Origin of the sequence: Peribacillus sp. YIM B13472 (assembly GCF_042788005.1) — a bacterium.
GTDB lineage: Bacteria > Bacillota > Bacilli > Bacillales > DSM-1321 > Peribacillus > Peribacillus simplex_E.
Genome location: NZ_JBHZPG010000041.1, coordinates 21,075 through 44,305, shown reverse-complemented (window position 1 = coordinate 44,305; position 23,231 = coordinate 21,075). Strand labels below are relative to the sequence as shown.

Sequence of the window (23,231 nt, the reverse complement as noted above, 5' to 3'; positions counted from 1 at the left end):
TTATACGAGATCGTAGTCCCAACCAGCCTAATCATGTTTCCACAAGTAGGGGGTGAACTGTTTAGTTGACGGGGTCCAAGCCCCACGGGCAGGAACGTTCTACCCCAGCTACCGTTATCATATATCGATATAAAAAATGGTCAACCAGAAATAACTGGCTGACCTTTATAATACGAACGGGGCAGGATAGTTCAACAAGCATAGTGTACTCGTACTGTGCGGTATTAAAGATAAACACTACTTAATAACTCATATCTTCAATGCTTCAGGGCATCTTATTTAATAATAAGAAAGGGCGTGATTGTTATTAGGTTATTAAGATTATTTGTCCTATGTATTCCTTTTTACTTCACATTCACTGGAACAACTTACGCAAGTAATGACAGTAAAGAGTTTGAAAAGTCGCTTTCTGAAATTGGTTACACTTCAGTACATCAAGCTTTACAAGATAGTAATAAGCATTTTAATCATACTATTTCTTTGCCTATTCAATTACCTCCAGTACCGTTCACTCATAATTACGGCAGGTTTAATAACCCTAAAGGTAAACTCAATGATGGCTTTGAGGTAGAATACTTTAATAAAGGCCTATCTGAAAACCACTATATGATTCGGGTTAGACCAGTTGAAAATAGAATTAAATTTAAAAAAGGTTTTATTGACCAAACATTCAAATTAAATGATGGAAATTCTGCCATATATAGTACCAAGAGTTCTAGTGTGATTAACCTTTTAATTTTCGAAAAAGACGGATGGCAATATATGTTAAGTGTGGATAAGAGAATTTCTAATAAAGTAACATCGGAAATATTGGTAGAAATCGCAAATTCCATAAAATAAATTACCTTACAGTTTGGGTCAACTCTACAATAATCCTTAATGAACTATCGGGGCAGGATAGTTGAAGAGTGCTGTTTGATCTTTATTCAACAATTGGGCCATTAAAGGGCAAAAGACTTATTAATCTAAGGAGTAGGGTTCGTAAGGAGTAAATTACCAATAAACAAGATGGCGATATTTTCAGATAATTGAAGGGTATAATATTTAAAACTTACTGTGGTGATAAGGTCTTATTATTCTAAAAAAGGAAGACGCCATCCAAAATACATCGGATAGCGCCTTGATATTTCGAATAGTTCTATTAAGGGTTCGTCGACCAAAGTCCGGCATGTTTTAATACAACACGTGGATGAAGTTTTAGCTGTGCAACCATTAAATCTGCTAAATCTTCTGCTTGCATCACTTTTTCTGGATTGCCGTCTGTTAAGTTTAGCTCAACAGCCATATCTGTTGCAACTGTACTTGGCGTTAACGTTGTAACACGAATATTTTTCTTACGCACTTCAAGCATTAATGACTCACTTAGTCCGATAACTGCAGCTTTTGAAGCTGAGTATGCACTTGTAATTGGTGCACCTTTTTGACCAGCTGTTGATGAGATATTAATAATGTCGCCTGTGTTGCGCTCTATCATTTCCGGTAATACCGCACGTGTTGTGTAGTACACACCTTTTACGTTGACATCGATAATATTTGTCCATTCTTCAGGCGTTAAGTCCATGAAGTTACCGAATTTTGAGATGCCGGCATTGTTTACTAAAATATCGATTGCACCAAGCTCGCCGCGAATTGATTCAACTGCTGTGGTAATAGAGTCTAAATCCGCTACATTTGCCGCCGCGATTGCTACCTTCACATCATACTGTTTAAGTTCTTTTGCTACTTGTTGTAAATTTTCAAGAGTACGTCCAATAAGACCTACGTGAATACCTTCTTGCGCAAAAGCTACTGCTGTTGCACGTCCTATTCCACGCCCTGCTCCTGTAACTAACGCCACTTTTCCTGCGATTGTTTGCATGTTTTTCGCTCCTTTAGATGAGATAGTTTTATTTTAGACGAAATAAAGTGTATTAAACTAAAACATTTTAATAATTAAGTCAAGTAAGTTTGATAGTATTGTTCTGGTAATATAATTAATAGCGCTGTTTCACTCATAAATGTTTGCCGCCTAAAATAGATAAAGATTGGTCTTTAAGACTAACCTCATTCTACTACGGTTTTCTATTTTGTGAAGAATGCACTTTTTTGTGCGTAGGTTACCAAAAGGTTACTTATTATATGAAAGGGAGTTAGCTCTATGTCGGATAAATTAAGAGAAGAGATAAAAGAGAGAATATTAAATAATGATTATCATTGTGAAAAAGAACTTACCTTATCGATTATTAGCGGGAAATGGAAAGTTGTTATTTTGTGGCATTTAGGTGTAGAAGGAACACATCGCTTCAGTGAACTTCAAAGACTTTTTCCGAAAATATCTCATAAGATATTAACAAACCAATTACGTGAACTGATGGAAGATGGAATTGTTCATAGAGAAGTGTTTCCAGAAATTCCTCCGAAAGTGGAATATTCAATGACTGAACTAGGGATGACGTTATTACCAATCGTTGAGATGATGTATGAATGGGGAAAAAAGAGAATCGATCAAATTAAACAAGAAAGCAACTATTTTGAATAAGAAAAATAACGAGATCATTTCCAATGATCTAAATTGCCTGTGCTGTTAGCAAAAGTTATATTGAATATAAAAAAGGGTATTTTGTTGTATAAAAAATTTCATTTATTCCATAATCATGGCGCGATTCTTTAATAAGAATCACTTTTTTTAATGAACGAACGGTTGCGTTAGTTCCATAGGATGCACTTAAGAAGACCACGAAAAAGGTGGTCTCTTTTATTTGTTCAAAAATCAACATTAATCTTTAACAAAGCCTTTAAATAAAAAAACTGCAGGCAAACTCGCTTTATGCGAATTTGCCTGCAGTCGGGGAGCGAATCGCTCCTCTATTTACTTGTCCCTAAATTCCATAATCCAAACGGGTTGTAGAATGGGTGGTCTTCTTCATATCTAAAGTCCTGAAGGCCCGTCAATATAAAGTCGGGTGCATCCTGTTGAATGCTAAAGGTTTCGCCATTCTTAAAGAGAGGGCGTTCACCTAAATGGTAATAATTAAATGTGTTTAGCAGGGCAGCCGCCTCTTTCGGGCTCATTGTGTTAAGTGTCACGGCATCCGGAAGACCAAAAGCTTTCATTCCGAATGAACAATAATAATCTTCCTCTCCGATGATCGTGACAAAATGGGCATATACCGAGAGAATATCCGGGCTATGATGAAGATGCTGCCAATCTTCCTTTGAATGGGCAATTCCAGCCGTTTCTATTTTCACTGCCATTCCGCCTGCCCTTAGGATCGCTGCCCCGGCATCGATCAAATCGATAACAGTTCCGGTATCGGATACATCGGCTATTATATAAACGGTAAAGGTATGGTCATTGATTTCCTCTAATGCATTCTCTGAAAAGGCGTCTTTACTGGCGTAGGAAAAGCTCTCTTTCAAAGTGGGTTCATAATCATGGATCTCCGCCTGAAAAGTAATGTTCTTATCACTGTTATGAAAAACATTCCCGGCTAAAAGATACCCTTTGCTTTGGGAAGCGACCGTTTGAATCAATTCTGTCCGGTCCTTCCATTTACCGGGTATCCCGATGATGATTTGGTTGTCCTTCATGGATCATCTCTCCTTTCCGATCACTTCATACTATACCACTGCTGATGTTTTCCATAGTATTTCATATAAAATAGCGCCAGGCTCCGATAAATGCCAGTGATGGATGTACAGGACTTTTTCAAAATTATACAATTGATGTATAATATAATCTAGTAAACGTATAGCCTATCTTCAAAGGAATTCCCCTGGTGGTTTTTCTCATAGGGCCGTATCTTAATAATCTATTTGTATATATCAATGATGAAAGAGAGTGGAATATAATGGGTCGTAAGTGGAATAACATTAAAGAAAAAAAAGCGTCAAAAGATGCTAATACTAGTCGGATTTATGCTAAGTTCGGACGGGAAATATATGTAGTGGCAAAACAAGGTGAACCAGATCCAGAGTCCAATCAGGCATTAAGGGTCGTACTTGAGCGTGCGAAAACGTACAATGTTCCAAGAGCGATCATTGACCGTGCGATTGAAAAAGCCAAAGGCGGTTCGGAAGAAAACTATGACGAACTTCGTTATGAAGGATTCGGTCCGAATGGTTCAATGGTCATCGTGGATGCATTGACAAACAACGTGAACCGGACGGCATCTGATGTACGTGCCGCATTTGGGAAAAATGGCGGGAATATGGGTGTCAGCGGATCTGTTGCTTATATGTTCGATGCAACGGCTGTCATCGGGATTGAAGGTAAAACGGCTGATGATGTACTTGAACTGTTAATGGAAGCGGATGTTGATGTACGTGACATCATTGAAGAAGAAGAAAGTGTCATCGTTTATGCCGAACCTGAACAATTCCATGCTGTACAACAAGCATTCAAGGATGCAGGAATCAGCGATTTTACAGTGGCCGAGCTGACGATGCTTGCACAAAATGACCTAACCCTTCCAGAAGATGCACAAGCACAATTCGAAAAAATGATTGATGCATTGGAAGATTTGGAAGATGTTCAACAAGTTTATCATAATGTAGATCTTGGTGAATGATAAAATGAGCAGACCTTTGCTATATGATCAAAGGTCTGCTTATTTTATTTGAAAGGAAAGAGCCTGTTTACGAATCACGAAACAGGCTCTTTCCTTTTGATTATTCATTTATGGTGATTCCGGAAAGTTCACGGTCTTCCTGTACCTTTTCCAATTCCGAAATTGTAACCAGTTGATAACCTTGGTCATGCAGTTGTTTGATGATTTTTCCTGCAGCCTGGGCGCTAGTTTGATAGATATCATGCATTAATATGATACTGCCATCTTTGGCTTTGCTCATCACTTTGTTTACGATTTTCTTTTCATTCCGTTCTTTCCAATCTTCGGGATCGACATCCCAAAGTGTGACTTTCATATCCTCCATGTATTCACGCACATTACTGCTAATCGCTCCATATGGGGGACGGACGAGATTTGGCTCAGTACCTGTAGCTTTTTCTACAGCGTCTTGGGTCTTTTCGATTTGACTTTTGATTTTGTTCTTGCTTAAGCGCGTCAGCTGCGGATGATCCCATGAATGGTTGCCGATCTCATTTCCTTGCTGCAGCATTTTTTGCAGAACTTCCGGATAGTGCTGTACGCGGCTTCCAAGCACGAAAAACGTCGCGTGTCCATCATACTTGTTCAGGTCTCTAAGAATGGACATGGTATGACTTGGATGCGGCCCGTCATCGAACGTCAAGGCAATGACCTTTTTTGAAGGGTCGATCCATTCATTTTGCACGGGCAGTTTGGCGACGATATGTTTCGGCTGCCATTCCTTTACACGATCCTCATTCAAATCTTGACTTTGATATGAATCTAGCAAACTATCTTTAAAAAGTTCCTTCTTGATGGCTATTGTATGGGTCTTAGTTGAATCATCAGTCTTAACGTGGAATACAAGCGTATTTTTCAAGACTGAAAAAGAATTGAAGTTGGCTGCCTTCAGTTTGTTTTCCTTTTTAATGAGACTGTTTGAAATGCCTTCTTCTTCCTTCTCCGTTAACTCTTCAAAAACAATATCGGATAAAACGGATAAATAATCAGTATCCGTGGCAAAGATGTCTTCTATGGAGAGCTTTTGCTGAGATGGAATATCATAAGTGAAGATCTGGGATCCAGACTGCTTCTTTCCTTCCACTTGCTCATATTTATCGAAGGAAATCGTAATGGTCTGTTTGCTGAAATGGAGGATCGTATAGGTGAGGTTAAGCTCGGAAGCTTTTCCGTCGGATGCTTTCCATTTCTTCTCATAATCCTTAATTTCTTTCTTGATGTAGGCTTCTAGCTGTTTGTCGATATTTTCCAAATGCAGAACGGGCCTGCTGGCTGAATATCCGCCTTTCGTATTATCTTTCACATACGTTTGAATATCGGCTTCTGGATAATTTTTATCAGTTGTATAGGCCGAAACGGTTCTTTTCTTATCAAAAGCTAGGCTTTTGATGGCTAACCCCATCGTTCCCACAGCAGCTGTTAGACAAAATAGAAAAATAAAGACTTTTTTATAATTTAATTTACTCATGATGCACTCCACCTCGATAATCATTCTACTATATAGACGCGCCAAAAGCCTTAAAAGTTTGTAAAAAATTTCATTTTTTTATATTTATAGATTTCCTTGTTCTTTTTCAAACTTTTATGGCTGCACCAACGTCTATCCTTTGTACCCAGGATACGTAATTTAAATGTAAGGAGCTCTTTCATGCAATGAAAAATCTAGATATGAATCAATTAATCGCGGCCCGGATAACCGAACGGCAAGAAAATTTGTACAGGCTTGCTTTTTACTATGTTAAAAACCAAGAGGATGCGCTTGATATCGTGCAGGAATCAATCAGGAAAGCGCTGGTCTCCAGCAGCAAAATCAAAGACGCTGCTTCTATAGATAGTTGGTTATATAAGATCATCGTCCGAACGGCACTGGATGTTTTGCGGAAGAAAAAGAAACTGACCGTCGCCGATGACGAAACTATAGAATACTTAAGCAGCGGTGAGGAAGATCACTATCCTGACCTGGATTTGCAAAAGGCCCTTGAAGGACTGTCGGTCAAGTACAAAACGGTAGTCGTTCTCCGTTTCTTCGAGGACCTGAAGCTGGAAGAGATAGCGGAAGTGCTGGAAGAGAACGTAAGCACGATTAAAACGAGATTATATAAAGCGCTGCAACTATTGCGGATCTACATGACTGAACGGGAGGAAACGAAAAAATGGAAAAAAAATTAAAAGATCTGCGGGAAGAATATCTTAAAACACCGATACCAAAGGAATTGAATGATGTCGTTCAAGCGGCCTTGAATGAAAAGCCCAGGAAGAAGCCAAGGGTTGGCAGGAATATCCTCATGTCAGCGGCTGCAGCGCTTCTGATTGTGACAGCTTCCGTAAACATCAGTCCGGCAGCGGCGAAAGCCATGAGTGAAATTCCGATAGTCGATAAGGTCATCAAAGTGATTACCTTCGTTGAATGGAAAGAAGAAGCGAACAATTCCTCGGCAGTAATCAAAACACCTGCCATATCCGGTCTTGAGAATAAACAGCTCGAAGATAGCTTGAATGAGAAATACTTATCGGAAAGCAAGCAGCTTTATAAGGAATTCACGGACTCCATGTCAAAACTGAAGGAAGGGGAAAAGGGCAATATGTCGGTGGAAAGCGGATATGTGATATTGACGGATAATGAAACGATATTATCCGTACAGCGTTATACGGATACGATTTCTGCTTCCAGTTCTACAGAAAGTCAATTCGATACAGTCGACAAGAAAAACGAAGTGCTATTAACGCTAAATAGCCTATTTAAAGATGATCGTTATCTTCAGGTGATCAGTGAGAACATCAAGGAACAGATGAAGAGGCAGATGGCTGAAGATCCGGAAAAGATATATTGGGTCGAAGATGATGACCTTACTGCATTTAAAGGAATCGATGAAAACCAAAACTTTTATATAAACGAAGATGGCAAGCTAGTCATCGCCTTTAACAGCTATGAAGCTGCGCCGGGATATATGGGGGCCGTAGAGTTCATCATTCCGACAAAGGTGCTGTCAGACCTTCTTGTGGGCGATCAATATATCCATTAAAACGGCCTTATTTGTAATTCTTATGACGGGCGGGAGGTTTTTAAAACGGCAAAATACCCATTTAAAAAGACGAACCAACGTTACTTGATTACAGTAACCTTGGCTCGTCTCTTTTTTGTTCGAATTTCATCTGATCCAGTTCAAGCCTCATTTTTTCCGTCTCCATAAGAAAATTTTCATGTTTAAGTTTTTCAAGTTCCAATTCAACTTGCAGCATTTTGTGTTTGGTTTTTGACTGTTTTTCGAAATGGCTTGTCAGTATGCCGATTATAGGGATGGAAAAAATCAGCACAACGGTTATGATCCCTAGCATTATCGTGCCCTCCTCATTTTTTTATATCTATTATACGGTGTATATAACGATTGAAGTTGGTTTTTTTCAAAATGGTTCTCCCTGTTTTTCCGTTTCTCATTGTATTGTGCATGGAAACCAAAGTGATATGAAACGTAATGCCATTGGTGAAATTAGGGCAATATATCTTTGATGGCAGCTCCCTATTAGACTATATAGGGTGTTTTTTACTGTGAAATCCGGACTTTGGCTTGCATGGTGGCAACCCGCGTCTATTTACTTTGAAATTAATTATTTAAATATACTAAATATTTATTTACAAAGGAGAAAATAAAAGTTATTATACAATAATAAAAGGAGGGCTAGGTATGGCAACGATAAATAAACAGAAAATTGTGGATAGTGTACCTCAAAAAGGTTTTTTTGGAAACCCTAAAGGATTATTCACCCTTTTCTTTACTGAGTTCTGGGAGCGTTTCTCCTATTATGGCATGAAGGCCATTCTTGTTTACTATATGTATTACGAAGTTTCTAAAGGGGGACTAGGTCTTGATGAACCCACAGCCCTTGCCCTTGTATCCATTTACGGATCTTTAGTATATATGTCAGGTATAATTGGCGGATGGCTTGCCGATAGGATCTTCGGGACTTCAAAAGCCGTATTTTACGGTGGTATCTTGATCATGCTCGGGCATATTGTCCTTGCTGTACCAGGCAGTCTCTCCATGTTCTTTGTTTCAATGGTACTCATTGTTCTTGGTACTGGTTTATTAAAACCGAATGTTTCCAGCATTGTCGGTGAAATTTATGCGGAAAATGACGAACGTAGGGATTCCGGTTTCAGTATTTTCTATATGGGTATCAACATGGGTGCATTCCTTTCACCGTTTGTTGTCGGAACAGTCGGAATGGACTACAGCTTCCATCTTGGTTTTGGACTTGCGGCAATTGGTATGTTAATTGGACTCATCGTCTTTGTTGCAACAAAGAAAAAGAACCTTGGCCTTGCTGGGACTCTTCCTGCTAACCCATTATCACAGAATGAAAAGAAAAGCGTATTCACTAAATTGGGGATAGCCGCACTTATCATAGCTGCCATCATCGGCATTACTGCCGCTAAAGGCATCTTAACGATTCAAACCTTTATTAATCTTGTAGGTATCCTAGGGATCGTTATTCCGACCCTTTATTTCATTTTCATGTATCGCAGCCCTAAAACAACTTCTGTTGAACGTTCACGCTTGATTGCCTATATTCCTTTGTTTATAGCAGCTGTCATGTTCTGGGCGATTCAAGAGCAAGGTGCAACTATATTAGCAAGCTATGCAGACAAACGGACACAGTTGAATTTTGCTGGAATAGAAATAAACCCGGCATGGTTCCAATCTTTGAACCCTTTGTTCATCATCACCCTTGCACCAGTATTTGCATGGTTATGGATTAAACTAGGAAAGCGTCAGCCGACCATTCCGCAAAAATTCTCAATAGGTTTACTGTTCGCCGGTTTATCATTCCTGGTGATCCTGCTTCCTGTTTATTTCAGTGGATCCGACTCATTAGTCAATCCACTATGGCTTGTACTTAGCTATTTCCTTGTAGTACTTGGAGAACTTTGTTTATCTCCTGTTGGACTTTCAGCAACTACAAAATTGGCTCCAGCTGCATTCTCGGCACAAACGATGAGCCTGTGGTTCCTGGCAAGTGCAGCAGCACAAGCATTAAACGCACAAATCGTCAGATTCTATACACCCCAAACCGAAATGGCTTATTTTGGCGTGATTGGCGTTGCTTCAATAATCCTTGGACTAATCCTGATGGTCTTATCACCAAAGATTCAAGGTTTCATGAAAGGCATTCGTTAACACTTAGCCATCAACGAAAAAGATGACCTCCGAATTAAACGGGGTCATCTTTTTTATTATTATTTCTTTCCTTTTAGCTATAGAACGAGCTGGTTCCTGCTTAGCTTTTTTTCATTTCGGCAATTGTTTTTTTTGTTTTTGTATATATTCCTGTTTTCATAGTTATTTGAAATGAATTCTAGCTTTGCACACGTCTGTTTTTACTCGCAATAACCGAGGCCGCAATAGCAAAGGGAAGTAAAAAGAAAGCCAGTATTCCATATCCAGCTCCTTCAAACCCTCTAATGTTCACAAAACCAATGTAAAACAAAATAATTGAAGTTACTACGGTTAATATGCCTGGTAAAAGCCTTATAAATAAAGATAAATGTAATTTTCTAAACCACCACGCCAAAAATACTACTAACATTCCAGGGACACAAGCAACCAGGAGTGGAACTCCCAACATCATTTTGTAACCTCCTCAAATATCTTATGTGAATAATACCATAATAAGGAATTTTTTTCTTTTTTATTTAAAAAATGAAAAAGACAGCCGGGGGGCTGCTGCCTTCTTCGATGTGTAAGGGAGGAAAACAAAAAAAGTCGAATGTAAAGATAAAAGTAGGTTTATGCAAGTTGGATTCCCGGGAGGTGTAAAGGCAAAAATCGTGAGGTAAATTACATTCTTAATAAAACCTTTTGAATAAAAAGCGAAGCAGTTAGCTATAGTGCCTACTGTTTTGTTGAGGTATAAATTTCGAACGTTGATTTCCATTCCAGGCACTCGCTATCCGCGGACGGTCCGGGAGCCTCCTCGGCGCGCTTTTCTAAGCAGGAGTCTCGAACACCCGCTCCAATCAACTTTGTTTTAAAATTTTGATGGAAACCCTTTTGTTGACAAAACGGACTTCGGAATGGTCTAATCCGAACCGTGATTTTAAACAGGACTAGGTTAAACTTCATGGTTTTTTCCTGTTTTATAAAGCCACATTAAATTGAAGGAATATGCGATACTCCTTGCAGGCTAGATTTTGTAATATAAACAAATATGATACCCATGAGGGTGCCTTTTCTAATGCCATCGATTCATTGAAGGAGATGACCAATGGCTGCGCATAAAAAAGTCATTTAAACATAATTATATATATAACGATAGGTGTTTTTATGGGTAGGAGGGAAGATATGGAGGGAAGGAAGTATAAGTATGAGCTACTATTGAGAAGCGCCAGGAAAGTCGGGTCCAAACCTAAAGGTATTGAAATGCCATCTTCACCTGTATGGAGTCCCGATCATATAAAATCAGCTAAGGATTGGATCGGCTGGAGCCCCATTCTGGAACCGTATATTAATACATATCTTGGACTTAAAAAATAACCCCGTGAGTCATCAGGGGTTATTTTTAATTTACATTTGATAATACTTTTTTTACTGACGGACTATTCGGTGTCAACTTGTTCGAATGATAAGTTGGAATAACGACCTCGTGAGGCTGTGACTTACCAACCTTACTTGCGGATTTAAATAGTTTGGATTTACTATATTTTCTTTTAGGTAAAGACATCGTTATCACCTCTTTCCTTTATTTTACTTAATTTCTTCCTCAGATTCAACATCTGCCTCTTCTTGAATAGCCAAAGATGTGTGATATCTTCGGTATAATTCATATGTTAATGAAGCTAAGCCTGATACTAAATGGCCGTCATATTCATCAAAAATGGTTCGATAGCTCTTTAGGACAATAATATAAGTAATTAAGCATTCTTCCTCAGTCAGCAGATTTTCTTCGACGTTAATTGTATGGATCATAAAGTTTTTAAAGTGTATGTATCTATCATTCTCTTTATTGATAGGAAGCCCGATTCCTTTCACTTTTGCTGAGGGAAGAGATTTTTTAACAAGTTTAGGAGCTGAATAATTCTTTTTAAACTTGGTTTCCGTCACTATATCAAATTCAAAATGGGAGTCCCAATTATTTTTATAGTGATCTCTCATGTATAGGAGCATTTCTTCAAGAAAGTCCTTATAGCTTGTATTATCCCTTTCAACTTCTAAAAACAATGATTTAAAATCCTCTTTTAACCAGTAAGAGAGAAGTCCGAATTTATCTTGTTGAATGGTCAAATTCTTAGCTACCTCGATGGCTTGAGATTCTCTTTCAACTTCGAGGGTCATGAATTTAAATCTTTTAACGCTCAATAGCGGGATGGGTATGAGTATAAAAAGGAATAGCAGGATTAAAAAGTAACCGACATGTTCAAATATGATTTTTGCTTTTGGTGATTCCGCTAATGGTTTTAAAACCAATGATGTAACGGTGGGATCCTTTTCAATGACTTTACTTTCCTTTACTTTTTCACTTTTACTTGATTGTTCCTGTTTCGACTCTTGAACATTACCAGCAGGTGCCTGAAAATAGCGAATAATTCCAGAGACGATAATTAGAATGAGCAGACTTATATAAGCAAAAGTATAAAAAGTCCTGATCCAGTCTTTTCTGGTAGGGGAATCATACTCTTTTTCTATGCCTGACAAAACGGTTCACCTCTTTCCTTTTACCCTGATTATAGCAGAAATACCTAAAAATATTAAAAATATCTAGGTTAATCTATAGGTTTGTAAAACTGAAAAAGAGGCTAATGATGATTTTTTGCCGTGCAGACAATGGAAGGAAATCAGCATATGTACTCCGTATTCCCAAAGTGCTTTGTGAAGAAAGGAAGAAACCGGATGAGCCCTGCTCTTCCGGTTCTTTGTGAATCAGTTTGCTGCTGGAATCAATCCTTTATGAATGGAGACTTCCTGAATGGCACGGTAGACGGTTTCGACCATGAAATCGAGTTCCTTTTCTGACATGGAAAGGATCGGCATCATCGTGATGACTGGTCCAAGTTCCCGGATGATCAGGCCATTTTCCCGTGCTGTATGGATGATTCCGGAAACGACGTTCTCTTGGAGTGTGAACGTTTCTTTTGTTACGCGGTCTTTAACGATTTCCACTCCAATCATGAAGCCGCGCTGGCGAATATCGCCGACTATCGGAAGTTCGTATAGCGCTTGCAGTCTTTGTGATAGATAGTTAGATTTTTTCTGGATGTCTTTTATGAGATTGCGGCTTTCCATCAGCTCGATATTCTTCAGGGCCAGTGCACAGGCTAGCTGGTTTCCTGTATAGGTGTGGCCGTGATAGAAAGTTTTATGTTCTTCCCGTTCTCCCAAGAAGGATTGAAAGATCTGCTCGTTCATGATGGTGGCTGCGAGTGGCATATATCCCCCAGTGATCCCTTTGCCCATACACATGATATCGGGGACGACCTCTTCCTGTTCGCAGGCAAACATTGTACCGGTGCGACCGAATCCTACGGCCACCTCGTCACAAATTAAGAGGATATTGTACTTTTTGCATAATTGTTCGACCTCTTTCAAAAAGCCCTGGGGATGGGTTATGATGCCTGCTGCTCCCTGCACTAGCGGTTCGATGATCAATCCTGCAATTTCCTCTGATTGTTCTTGCAGTAACATCTCCAGTTCTTTCAAGCAATGGTTTTTCACGGCTTCTTGATCCCCATACTCTGTCATGTGATAGGCATATGGTGAAGGGGCGGAAATCCGTTGAAATAAGAGTGGCTTAAAGATTCTATGGAATAGATCCATTCCGCCAACACTCACGGCACCGACAGTATCGCCATGGTATGCTTCGTCAAGGGAGACGAATTTGTTTTTATTCTGATGCTTGACGGGATCGATATTCTGCCAATATTGATAAGCGACTTTAAGGGCGATTTCCACAGCGGCAGATCCCGTGTCGGAGTAGAAGACTTTCGATAAAGAACCAGGAGTGATCTCTGCCAGCTTTTTTGCCAGTAAGATCGATGGTACATTCGCGGATCCAAGCAGCGTGGAGTGCGCTACTTTATTCACTTGTTCAATAAGGGCGCCGTTTAATTCCGGCTCGTTATGCCCGTGCACATTCACCCATAATGAAGCATAGCCGTCGAGGTAGCGTTTGCCATCCACATCAATCAGGTAGCTGCCTTCGCCGCGCTCGATGATCAGCGGTTTACTTTCCCGATACGTTTTCATTTGTGTGAATGGATGCCATACATATTCCTTATCCCATTGCTCTAAATCCTGACTGTTCATGCTTGGAACACCTCTTTCAGTTGTTGGGTATAATTTTGATCACCAAGTAAATCAAGGATGCAGTTCCTCAAGTCTTTTCTGACATCGGCCATTGTTGGGATGCAGGCGAGGCCATTCAGCCCTGTCAGCTTTTCAATGGTTTCGATATTGTCTTGATGGATCCGATCCTCTGACCGGTAATGGTTATACAAAATGGTTTTCACGCATATATCATGGATTTGGGCATACGAATGCGTCGTCACGACATTATGAATCGCCCCTAAACCACTTGTAGATACGAATACGACAGGCATGCCGCAATCTCTTATGAAATCCGTCGTCATATAGAAACCGTTGGATCGTTCAATGAGCGGGACAGCCAATCCGCCAGCACCCTCGACTAATACGATGTCATACATTTCCTCAAGTTCATGAACCCTTTCCACGACTTTCTTCTTATCAATTTGACTACCCGTCAATTTAATCGCCAAATGTGGAGAGGTTTCAGGTTCCAGTGTGTAAAACCCTGATTCCTTTACACCGAGTTCCTGCTCAAACCAAGATATGTCCGGGTATGTATTATTTTCCTCATTGATTCCAGTTTGAAATGGCTTGAATATCGTGACGCTTTTTCCCATTGTTTGAAGAGACAGATAGAGTGCACTCGTGACGATGGTCTTTCCAATATCCGTGCCAGTTCCGGTTATAAAGTAGGCTTGGCCCATGGGTGATTCAGCTCCTTTACGTTTATATATTTTGCAATGCGCGGACGTACTTGTTGAATGATGACAGCACATAGAATGCATAGCATTAAATCACCGGGTACAGGTAATAAGAAGCCGTAGAGAATCGTTTGGTTGATTGAAAGCGGTGTTTCCACAATCCACTTCATCGCACCATACAGCCAGATGCAGCCTGAAAAGTAAACTGTCAGCAAAGAGGCGGCATTAGCAAAGAATATGGAACGAATCGTGGAGAGGGAAAACCGGTTGATCAGCCATCCATTTACATAGGCTCCCAGTATATATCCGAGCAAATAGCCGAAAGTGGGTTTGAATATGTAGCCGAATCCCCCGCCTTCAGCAAACACGGGCACCCCGATAAGTCCGATCAAGACGTAGCATAACTGACTGAGCATCCCAAGCCGGGGCCCCAATAATGCGCCTGCCAAATAGACTGCCAGAATTTGCAGTGTGAATGGTATGTAAGGGATAGGTATCTTAATAAAGGCGCCAATGGCAGTTAACGCGGTAAAAAGGGCCACATAAGAAATTGTCCTTGCTTTCAAATTTTCAACCTCCTTTTTAGAAATGGCTGGCAGAATGCCCACTATTAGTTTGCCTGATTCTCATTTTATATGTCAACTAATTTATACATTTAGTTAACATATAAAATGCCAGCTTTCTTAGGATTTAAAGGGCAGACTAGGAAAATATTGAAAAAAGACCATTGAATAATATTTTGTATGTATGTTATTATTCAAACGATATGTTAACTTAAAATATTTAAGGTTAACATATTAAAAGTTTTATTATGTCGGGAGAACTATTCATATCGCTTATTTCTTCCTTGTCATGCATTTGTGCACATGCGAACGAGGGAAAGTAGATTAGAGATGGGGACACTATAGAACATTAAAAGAAAAGAGGGATTAGGTTTGGAAACATTGGTTAGGGATTGGAAGATGTTAGCGGAGAACGTTATCAAAGGATATAAAGTGACGGAGGAAGAGGCATTATCCATCGTACAAGCCCCAGACGAAGAGGTATTGGAAATTCTGAATGCAGCCTATCTCATACGTAAGCACCATTATGGGAAAAAGGTTAAATTGAATATGATCATCAATACGAAGTCAGGATTATGTCCCGAAGATTGCGGCTACTGCTCGCAGTCGATCGTTTCGGAAGCCCCAATCGATAAATATGCTTGGCTGACTAAAGAAAAGATTGTCGAGGGAGCGCAAGAATCAATTCGTCGCAAAGCGGGTACTTATTGCATCGTCGCGTCCGGCCGGCGTCCGACCAACAGGGAAATCGATCATGTCATTGAAGCGGTAAAAGAAATCCGCGAAACGACGGATCTTAAAATCTGCTGCTGTTTAGGTTTCCTGAATGAGGAACATGCCGGCAAACTAGCGGAAGCCGGCGTTCATCGCTACAACCACAACTTGAATACATCACAGGAAAACTACAGCAAAATTACATCGACACATACATATGAAGACCGGGTAGATACAGTTGAAGCTGTGAAGGATGCCGGAATGTCCCCATGTTCTGGTGCCATTTTCGGTATGGGGGAATCTGAGGCCGAAGCGGTGGAAATCGCCCTATCCTTACGAAGCCTTGATGCAGATTCCATTCCTTGTAATTTTCTCAATGCAATTGACGGAACGCCGCTTGAGGGAACTTCCGAGTTGACTCCCACTAAATGCCTGAAATTGATTTCGATGATGAGGTTCGTTAATCCGAGTAAGGAAATCCGTCTGGCCGGCGGTCGTGAGGTCAATCTCCGTTCCATGCAGCCCATGGCACTTTATGCAGCCAATTCCATCTTCGTCGGCGATTATTTAACGACAGCCGGTCAAGAACCCACAGCGGATTGGGGAATCATCGAAGACCTGGGATTTGAAATTGAAGAATGTGCTCTTTAATTGGATTTTTTTAAAAAAACACCCTCAGGGTGTTTTTTTTTAGTTTGTCGATAAAATACTGTATGAAACCCTTACTGGATGGAAAAAATTTGAGACACTCCTGCCGAATAACTGACCCCGCTAGATGCTTGCTTTGATAAGGCTTGGCAGACAGTCGGCGGAAAGGGAGCGGGTTTCTGAAATCAACTGAACACTTTTCAAGAAAAAACTGCAGGGAACCCGTTTTCTCCTATAGTCTGGATGTTTTATGAATTTGCTGTAAGCAGGCTATTGGTCTGTAAAAATTTACAAAAATAAAAAAATAATTGATAAGTGAAAAGAATGAAATAAAAATGCTAAATTGTAAGGAGAGGTTTTTTAATGAATTACCTGAATACAATAACATTTGCTGCATTGCGGTAAATGATTATGATAAAGGGAAAGGATCAGTATTGGTAATATCAATAATGAGAGGATAGTTTTGTGTGATGCATATATGGCTGATTAGTTTTATTATTTTATTATTGTTATTAATCTTTTATACGATTATCCCAACGGTGCTTATTCGTGTATGCAGTCTGGGAATAACAAAAAAAATCAATTCGAATAATGGGATTGCGCTAACTTTCGATGATGGCCCAAATCCTGAATATACGATAAAATTGCTTGATCTTTTAAAAGAATATGAGATAAAGGCCACATTTTTTGTTGTTGGCAGTAAAGTGAAAAGCAATCCTGAGATTATTAAAAGAATGCATGAAGAGGGACATACTATCGGTATCCATCATTTTCATCATGTTTCAAGTTGGGTGCTATCACCAATCCATCTACGGAAGCAGTTGGAAATGACTGATAAGGCGATAAGTGAATGTACGAATGAAAAGGTTGTTTTTTATAGACCGCCATGGGGCCATTTTAATCTATTCACCCCACTTTTCAGTAAGAAATATAGAGTGATAATGTGGTCTGGCATTTTCGGGGATTGGAAGGCCGAAAATTGCAAAAATACTCTGCTTGATCAACTGCGAAGCACTTCGACAGAAGGTTCCATCCTGTTGCTTCATGACTGTGGTGAAACCTTGGGGGCGGATAAAGAGGCACCAGGCTATATGATTGAAATGTTAAACATTTACCTGCAGGAAAGTAAGGAAAAAGGAACACACTTCATTTCTTTAAAAGACTTATAACTAATTCTGGGGGTATTATGAATATAGATACGCTTTTACATTTTATTGATTCATATGGATACCTGATCATTTTTCTTTTTTTATTCTTCGGCATTGTGGGAGTGCCTGCTCCAGAAGAATCACTTCTATTCCTAATTGGGGTGTTGGTTGTCCAAGGTAAGCTCTCTATGGGGTTAGCAGTGCTGTGTGCAATTCTCGGCGCCTTTATCGGAATGCTTGCAGCTTATGCATGCGGAAAATATGTGGGGTATCCATTTATAAATAAATATGGAAGATTCATTGGGATTACGAGTGAACGCTGGGAGAAAGCAAAGAAAAAATATACGGATAATGCACAAAAAACCTTAGTAATGGGATTTTATATTCCGGGAATAAGACAAATTAGTCCATATTTTGCAGGGATCTCATCTATACCCTTTCGGAAATACTTCCTTTTTTCCCTATTAGGCACCATACTTTGGACCGTCCCCTTTATAGTGGCCGGTTATTATGTGGGGGATGCTTTTAATATTAATCCTAAATATGTTCCATATTTAGGTGTTGTATTTTTAGTTATTTTTGTACTATATGTTACTATCAAATACATGAAAAAGAGAAAACAAATGTCCAAAAGTTGAGTCGGCTCCTTATTATAAACCGTTGAAATGAAATTCATTTAAAGGATTTGTTCAACGATATTTTAAGAGGAAGATATCATGAGCTATATATTTTCGTATTTTCAGAATGATTTCTTAGGAGATGACACATATGAAGAAGGTTTTGTTTTTACCTCTCTTTCGAATGCAGTCGGGACATCATCAAGTTGCAGAGGCATTGATGGATATGTTAAAAAAGCATTCAAATGGGATAACTTATAAAAAAATCGATCTAATCAGTTATACCAATACTTCTCTAGAAAAAATCATCGCAAGCAGTTATCTAACATGGATCCGTTATGCGCCGGAAACCTATAATCTTGCCTATAAGAATCTGTTTTATGTGCACTCGCCAAAGGAACGGATATTTAAATGGTATCAGCAATTATTCATGAATAAACTGGAACAATTGATAGCAGAGGAAGAGCCTGATTTAATTGTGTGCACACACGGTTTCCCTTCCTATCTTTTGAGTCAGCTAAAAATAAAAGGGAAGTGCAGCACACCGGTAATAAACGTGTACACGGACTTCTTCATTAATAATGTGTGGGGAAGCGAAGGGATAGATGCCCATTTTCTTCCTAGTCAAGAAGTAAAAGAAAAGCTGATGAGCAAGCGTCAAATACCAAAACAAACGATGATGGTCACTGGCATTCCCGTGCACGAGGAAATCACTAAAAATGCTTCTGTACAAAAAAACACAGAACGGCCCAAAATTTTGATATCCGGAGGAAATAGCGGTCTGGGAGGGATTTTGAACTTAGGTGATGAGTTAAAGACTTCAACCGACTTTGATTATTTAGTTCTTTGCGGAAATAACAACAAGCTGTATGAAGAAATCGATACATGGAACTTACCTCATATCAAACCATTGCCTTATATCTCATCAAGGTCTGAAATGAATAGGCTTTATGAAGAAGTTGACGCAATCGTTACGAAACCCGGCGGTGTCACAATTAGCGAAGCATTGCGAAAAAGGCTTCCCATTTTTGTTCACTCCAGGCTTCCGGGGCAGGAGGAAATTAATCTGCAGTATTTAAAACAACAAGGACTTGTATTTAAACTTAATCAGAAAATGCCTTTTGAAAAACAATTGCTGAGTATATTAAAAGATCAGAAAAAAATGAAAAAGTGGAACACATCCATAGAATCCTATCATAAAGAAATAGAGTTGGAGAAACCTGAGGGAATAGTGGAGGTCATGAAATTGATCCTTAACCTTAATCAAAATGATACGCCTTCCTATCTAGTCCGACAGCCCAAACTTCTATATAGCTGAGATGTATTGTGTTCTCACTGGTGAACTTAAATGAAGAATGAATACGGAAGGCTGCTGAATTAGCAGCCTTCCTATAATGAAAGGTCGGAAGGAAGAGGGACTTTGAAAAAAATATACCTTATGATTTTTTCGATAATGATGCTTGTGATAGTGGGGGCAGGGTGTTCAACTGATAAAGAAAAAAGCGCAGAAAAGCAGACGCAACAAGCTGACGAGAAAGTGGAACTGACGATTTCGGCAGCTGCAAGTTTGCAAGATTCCTTAAATGATATAAAGAATTCTTTTGAAAAAGAGAATGCAAATGTGAAAGTTCATTATAACTTTGGAGCCTCTGGAGCGCTTTTGCAGCAGATATCCCAAGGAGCACCTGTTGACCTGTTTTTCTCAGCTGCAGAAGATAAATTTGATAAATTAGTAGAGGAAGGTCTTATTGAAGAGAAAAACGGAATCGATTTAGTCGGTAATGATCTGGTGCTGGTGGTGCCAAAGGATTCCAAAAAGCGAATCGGATCACTGGAAGACCTCACTAAGGCCGCTAAAATTTCGATTGGCACTCCAGAGTCTGTACCGGCAGGGCAGTATGCGAAACAAACTTTGGAAAACATGAATCTCTTTAAAGAGGTTGAAGATCGATTGGTATATGCCAAGGATGTCCGGCAAGTGCTTACATATGTGGAAACGGGGAACGTGGACGCAGGGCTCGTCTATAAAACGGATGCGCTCAATTCACCAAAAGTTGAAATCATTGCAACAGCCCAAGCAGATTTACATGATCCGATCATATATCCCGTCGGAATGATCAATGACCTGGACCATGCCAAGGAAGCCAAGCTATTCTATGACTATCTCCAAACGGAAGCCTCCATGAAAATCTTTGAAAAATACGGATTTAAAGATTTGAAATAACCACCAATCTGGTGGTCTTTTTTTATGTATCTTAAGTAATATTAGGTATATTTTCCTTTATATTGAAACCTCTTCTCGCTTTAATCGTAAGAATAAGAACATAGTTGTATTCATCTATCAAGATAAGCGGATAATTCGACCTACGCGGGAAGGATTCGAAGCTGCGTAAAAAAGACCTTGTGACAAAACAAGGACAGCAAATTACTGTCCTTGGGCTTGACTGCGCATGGTTCGATTCTTTAGGAAGACTGTGTAAAACAGCTTAATCGGCAGGTATCCTATAATTCCACCGAGAGTATTCAGGATCAAATCATCGGTATCAAAACTTCCTAATTCAAATAAAAGCTGAAGAACCTCATAGGTGAAGCTAAAACAGAATGTTGCAATCAAGATCGATTTAAATCGGGAAAACATTTTTGATAGTAATGGAAGCATAAAGCCAAATGGTACAAACCCGATGATATTCCCCACTATGTTCTCAATCCGGATGGATGTATTTACATCCGCTATGAACAGGTAATGGAAAATGGTTTTAAAAGGGATGAAGTTATGGGAACCCCAATAGCGGCCATTGAAGGAAAAACTAATATGATCATTCATTTCTGTTATCGAGAAGGTTTTAAATAAAATGAGCTTTGTAAGAATTAATAGATAAAGAATCATACATAGCGATAAAAGGATTTTTACAAAAATTTTCATGATGCAACTCCAATATAAAAGTAGGAAACATTTATCATTTTATCATAAATGGTATATGATGATTTTAATGTAATATTTTACAAGTAAATTAGAGCAAATTTACCAAGGAGGAGTAAAAAAGTGGAGGAAGCAATAATTGATTTTCTCATTGCAGTCATATTAATTATTGGTTTCACATACGGTCTCATAAGGCAATTTAGACAATGTGTCAGTATCAGGAAGGGAAATAAATCGGAGTATGCACATTACAAGCGGATACTGATTGGAAACTATCTGATTTGCCTATCTTATTCAGGTTTTCTTTTTTCTTATATTTTGAATTCATTATTGGCATCCCGTATTATACCGTCTTCATTTATTACAAGTGATAATACTAGTTTTTGCTGTTTCAGTTTTCTTGCCATTCTATTAATCGCTAAATTTGGGATTATTCCAAAGAAAAAGGAACAAGTTGAATTACAAGAATACATAGTTGAGAAAGAGGAAATATGAAGAAAATTTCGCTTACCTTATTAATCGTATGTATATCGATCACCTTTTTATTGAATTTTACCATGCCTGAATTTGCTGGCAAAATGAAAGATAATATAAGTTCCATGAATATCATTTACTCATACAGTGTCACAAAAACATTCTCGGAACAAACCCAAGATACGATCGAAATCGCATCCGTGCCTTCAAGGGAAACCGAGACCAGGAACGTCGATTTCCGAAGTGATGTTAAGCTTGAGGACACTCCGCTGAATATAAAAAGTGTAGTGAAAGAGAGCTTGAACAAGCCGCAAGATTATAAATTCAAAGAAAAATTAACCGGTCCGGAAAAAGGGTTTTCATACCGGAAATATTATCTTACCAAAAATTATGATAAAGGAAGATATACAGTCATCCGAACGAATAAAATAACGGGAAAAGAAAAAGTGTATGTCGGAACCTATCATGTGCCGAGCGCGCAAGATCCTTTCGTCGAATGGTCACGTGATGTAAAATGATGGCGGACAATAGCTTTTAAATGAAAAGTTGAGTGATTATATGGGGAAAAAAAGTGAAGATCGAGGATTATAATCCTGATTGGGCTAGGGAATTTCAACAGGAAAAAGCGAGGATAGTGGAGGTTTTAAAGAACTATTCCCTTTGTGTTGAGCACATTGGAAGTACGTCCGTCAAAGGCTTGGGAGCAAAACCGATTTTGGACATCATGGCTGGCATCCAACATTTAGATGAAGCTGACATGTTCATTGAACCCTTGAAATCGATTGGGTATGAGTTTGTCCTGCATAAGGAGTTTCCCGAAAGGCGTTTTTTTAGAAAAGGTCAATGGAGAGCGGGAACACACCATTTGCATATCTATAAATACGGAAGTGAACAGTGGAAGACTCAACTTTCATTCAGGGACTATCTAAGAAGCCATCCTGACGTACGAAGACAATAACAGGAATTAAAATTATCCTTAGCTCAAAAGCATCCTGCAGATATAGTGGGGTACACGAATGCGAAAGCACCATTTATATTAAATGTCATAGAATCAGCAAATGGTGGGTGACTTCCAAGGGTAAAGTTATAGCCGTGTTTCGGTAAATTACCAGAAAGAGAATGAAACTTCAACGGTTAGCTGTTCTGAAGGGAAATGGTAACGGCAGTGAATTTAAAAAGGTGTCTTATATCTACTGGACCGCTACGTTACAGGCTCGGATGGTGTTGCTGGGGTCGCAGCATCTTCAACAGCGGGGGCGGCAGTTGCAGTGCCTTTCATTATTGCCGAGTTAAACCCGCAATTTGCTCCTGTAGCAGAATCGGCAACAGCGATCATCGCGACAAGTGTATTGGTGACAGCAATTCTAACACCCATGCTGACGATGTGGGTTGCAAAGAAACAAGAAGAAAGAGGGATTCCGCAGCGAAGAGGCATGAAACCAACTATTTTGAAGGATCCACCTGTGACTTCCATACAAAAAGCGAAGTAAAACCAATAAAATGTAAGCGTTATCTAAAAAGCAACTGGGGTTATTATCCCGGATGCTTTTTTTGTGAT

24 protein-coding genes and 2 pseudogenes are annotated in these 23,231 nt (G+C 39.3%); 16 read left to right on the top strand and 10 right to left on the bottom strand.

What is annotated here, in order from left to right:
• Nucleotides 1–297: 297 nt before the first annotated feature.
• Complete coding sequence (locus ACFX4I_RS23075; protein ID WP_309519742.1) at nt 298–840, top strand: hypothetical protein; 543 nt, start codon at nt 298–300, stop codon at nt 838–840.
• Between the two features lie 301 nt (nt 841–1,141).
• On the opposite strand, the gene ACFX4I_RS23070 is transcribed toward ACFX4I_RS23075, so the two are convergent.
• Entirely contained in the window at nt 1,142–1,858 is a 717-nt protein-coding gene (locus tag ACFX4I_RS23070) for a 3-ketoacyl-ACP reductase (RefSeq protein ID WP_309519743.1), read from the bottom strand.
• 279 nt (nt 1,859–2,137) lie between these two features.
• On the opposite strand from ACFX4I_RS23070, the gene ACFX4I_RS23065 reads away from it, so the two are divergent.
• Entirely contained in the window at nt 2,138–2,518 is a 381-nt protein-coding gene (locus ACFX4I_RS23065) for a winged helix-turn-helix transcriptional regulator (RefSeq protein ID WP_309519744.1), read from the top strand.
• A 326-nt stretch (nt 2,519–2,844) separates the two neighbouring features.
• Here the strand turns inward: ACFX4I_RS23065 and ACFX4I_RS23060 are convergent, their stop codons facing one another.
• Nucleotides 2,845–3,570: a DUF4261 domain-containing protein gene (locus ACFX4I_RS23060; protein WP_230302979.1), complete on the bottom strand. Its 726-nt coding sequence runs from the start codon at nt 3,568–3,570 to the stop codon at nt 2,845–2,847.
• 260 nt (nt 3,571–3,830) lie between these two features.
• Between ACFX4I_RS23060 and ACFX4I_RS23055 the strand changes: the two genes are divergently transcribed.
• Nucleotides 3,831–4,550, top strand: coding sequence for a YebC/PmpR family DNA-binding transcriptional regulator (locus ACFX4I_RS23055; protein ID WP_053536610.1), 720 nt, complete (start codon nt 3,831–3,833; stop codon nt 4,548–4,550).
• A 100-nt stretch (nt 4,551–4,650) separates the two neighbouring features.
• On the opposite strand, the gene ACFX4I_RS23050 is transcribed toward ACFX4I_RS23055, so the two are convergent.
• Nucleotides 4,651–6,057, bottom strand: a complete 1,407-nt coding sequence (locus ACFX4I_RS23050; protein WP_377423262.1) for a polysaccharide deacetylase family protein — start codon at nt 6,055–6,057, stop codon at nt 4,651–4,653.
• A 185-nt stretch (nt 6,058–6,242) separates the two neighbouring features.
• On the opposite strand from ACFX4I_RS23050, the gene ACFX4I_RS23045 reads away from it, so the two are divergent.
• Both ACFX4I_RS23045 and rsiV read left to right on the top strand, forming a co-directional pair.
• Entirely contained in the window at nt 6,243–6,758 is a 516-nt protein-coding gene (locus ACFX4I_RS23045; protein ID WP_377423260.1) for an RNA polymerase sigma factor SigV, read from the top strand.
• Nucleotides 6,743–7,612: an anti-sigma-V factor RsiV gene (gene rsiV, locus ACFX4I_RS23040; protein WP_377423258.1), complete on the top strand. Its 870-nt coding sequence runs from the start codon at nt 6,743–6,745 to the stop codon at nt 7,610–7,612. The genes ACFX4I_RS23045 and rsiV overlap by 16 nt, the downstream gene beginning before the upstream one ends.
• Nucleotides 7,613–7,700: 88 nt before the next feature.
• Here the strand turns inward: rsiV and ACFX4I_RS23035 are convergent, their stop codons facing one another.
• Entirely contained in the window at nt 7,701–7,925 is a 225-nt protein-coding gene (locus tag ACFX4I_RS23035; protein ID WP_230302983.1) for a hypothetical protein, read from the bottom strand.
• 347 nt (nt 7,926–8,272) lie between these two features.
• Between ACFX4I_RS23035 and ACFX4I_RS23030 the strand changes: the two genes are divergently transcribed.
• Entirely contained in the window at nt 8,273–9,766 is a 1,494-nt protein-coding gene (locus ACFX4I_RS23030; RefSeq protein ID WP_230302984.1) for a peptide MFS transporter, read from the top strand.
• A gap of 178 nt (nt 9,767–9,944) precedes the next feature.
• On the opposite strand, the gene ACFX4I_RS23025 is transcribed toward ACFX4I_RS23030, so the two are convergent.
• Nucleotides 9,945–10,217, bottom strand: coding sequence for a YesK family protein (locus ACFX4I_RS23025; protein WP_230302985.1), 273 nt, complete (start codon nt 10,215–10,217; stop codon nt 9,945–9,947).
• A gap of 713 nt (nt 10,218–10,930) precedes the next feature.
• On the opposite strand from ACFX4I_RS23025, the gene ACFX4I_RS23020 reads away from it, so the two are divergent.
• A complete protein-coding gene (locus ACFX4I_RS23020) occupies nt 10,931–11,122 on the top strand; it encodes a hypothetical protein (protein WP_377423255.1) in 192 nt (63 codons plus the stop codon).
• A gap of 210 nt (nt 11,123–11,332) precedes the next feature.
• On the opposite strand, the gene ACFX4I_RS23015 is transcribed toward ACFX4I_RS23020, so the two are convergent.
• From ACFX4I_RS23015 to ACFX4I_RS23000, 4 genes are all read right to left on the bottom strand, one after another.
• Complete coding sequence (locus tag ACFX4I_RS23015; RefSeq protein WP_230302986.1) at nt 11,333–12,280, bottom strand: hypothetical protein; 948 nt, start codon at nt 12,278–12,280, stop codon at nt 11,333–11,335.
• A 225-nt stretch (nt 12,281–12,505) separates the two neighbouring features.
• Entirely contained in the window at nt 12,506–13,888 is a 1,383-nt protein-coding gene (gene bioA, locus ACFX4I_RS23010; protein ID WP_377423253.1) for an adenosylmethionine--8-amino-7-oxononanoate transaminase, read from the bottom strand.
• Nucleotides 13,885–14,592 (bottom strand): dethiobiotin synthase, encoded by a 708-nt coding sequence (bioD, locus tag ACFX4I_RS23005; protein WP_377423250.1) that lies wholly within the window; start codon nt 14,590–14,592, stop codon nt 13,885–13,887. Before bioD ends, bioA begins: the two co-directional genes overlap by 4 nt.
• Nucleotides 14,571–15,155, bottom strand: a complete 585-nt coding sequence (locus ACFX4I_RS23000) for a biotin transporter BioY (protein ID WP_230302989.1) — start codon at nt 15,153–15,155, stop codon at nt 14,571–14,573. Before ACFX4I_RS23000 ends, bioD begins: the two co-directional genes overlap by 22 nt.
• Nucleotides 15,156–15,551: 396 nt before the next feature.
• On the opposite strand from ACFX4I_RS23000, the gene bioB reads away from it, so the two are divergent.
• The 5 genes from bioB (at nt 15,552) to modA (ending at nt 20,503) form a co-directional block, all read left to right on the top strand.
• Nucleotides 15,552–16,517: a biotin synthase BioB gene (gene bioB / locus ACFX4I_RS22995; RefSeq protein ID WP_063234977.1), complete on the top strand. Its 966-nt coding sequence runs from the start codon at nt 15,552–15,554 to the stop codon at nt 16,515–16,517.
• Between the two features lie 467 nt (nt 16,518–16,984).
• Entirely contained in the window at nt 16,985–17,683 is a 699-nt protein-coding gene (locus ACFX4I_RS22990; protein WP_377423269.1) for a polysaccharide deacetylase family protein, read from the top strand.
• 17 nt (nt 17,684–17,700) lie between these two features.
• A complete protein-coding gene (locus ACFX4I_RS22985) occupies nt 17,701–18,300 on the top strand; it encodes a DedA family protein (RefSeq protein ID WP_377423247.1) in 600 nt (199 codons plus the stop codon).
• A gap of 130 nt (nt 18,301–18,430) precedes the next feature.
• Nucleotides 18,431–19,597: an MGDG synthase family glycosyltransferase gene (locus ACFX4I_RS22980; RefSeq protein WP_377423244.1), complete on the top strand. Its 1,167-nt coding sequence runs from the start codon at nt 18,431–18,433 to the stop codon at nt 19,595–19,597.
• A gap of 102 nt (nt 19,598–19,699) precedes the next feature.
• Nucleotides 19,700–20,503 carry a molybdate ABC transporter substrate-binding protein gene (gene modA, locus ACFX4I_RS22975; RefSeq protein WP_377423242.1) on the top strand — a complete coding sequence of 268 codons (804 nt, stop codon included), beginning with the start codon at nt 19,700–19,702 and terminating at the stop codon, nt 20,501–20,503.
• 201 nt (nt 20,504–20,704) lie between these two features.
• Here modA and ACFX4I_RS22970 read toward each other — a convergent pair whose 3' ends face one another.
• A complete protein-coding gene (locus tag ACFX4I_RS22970) occupies nt 20,705–21,202 on the bottom strand; it encodes a VanZ family protein (protein WP_230304119.1) in 498 nt (165 codons plus the stop codon).
• Nucleotides 21,203–21,322: 120 nt separating this feature from the next.
• On the opposite strand from ACFX4I_RS22970, the gene ACFX4I_RS22965 reads away from it, so the two are divergent.
• The 4 genes and pseudogenes from ACFX4I_RS22965 to ACFX4I_RS22950 form a co-directional block, all read left to right on the top strand.
• The gene (locus ACFX4I_RS22965; RefSeq protein WP_377423239.1) at nt 21,323–21,694 is read left to right on the top strand and encodes a hypothetical protein; all 372 of its coding nucleotides are present in this window, start codon (nt 21,323–21,325) and stop codon (nt 21,692–21,694) included.
• Nucleotides 21,691–22,191, top strand: a complete 501-nt coding sequence (locus ACFX4I_RS22960; protein WP_377423237.1) for a hypothetical protein — start codon at nt 21,691–21,693, stop codon at nt 22,189–22,191. The genes ACFX4I_RS22965 and ACFX4I_RS22960 overlap by 4 nt, the downstream gene beginning before the upstream one ends.
• A 38-nt stretch (nt 22,192–22,229) precedes the next feature.
• Nucleotides 22,230–22,742, top strand: a pseudogene (locus ACFX4I_RS22955) (GrpB family protein).
• Nucleotides 22,743–22,857: 115 nt separating this feature from the next.
• Nucleotides 22,858–23,163 (top strand): annotated as a pseudogene (locus ACFX4I_RS22950) (2-keto-3-deoxygluconate permease); the annotation flags it as partial.
• Nucleotides 23,164–23,231: the final 68 nt, after the last annotated feature.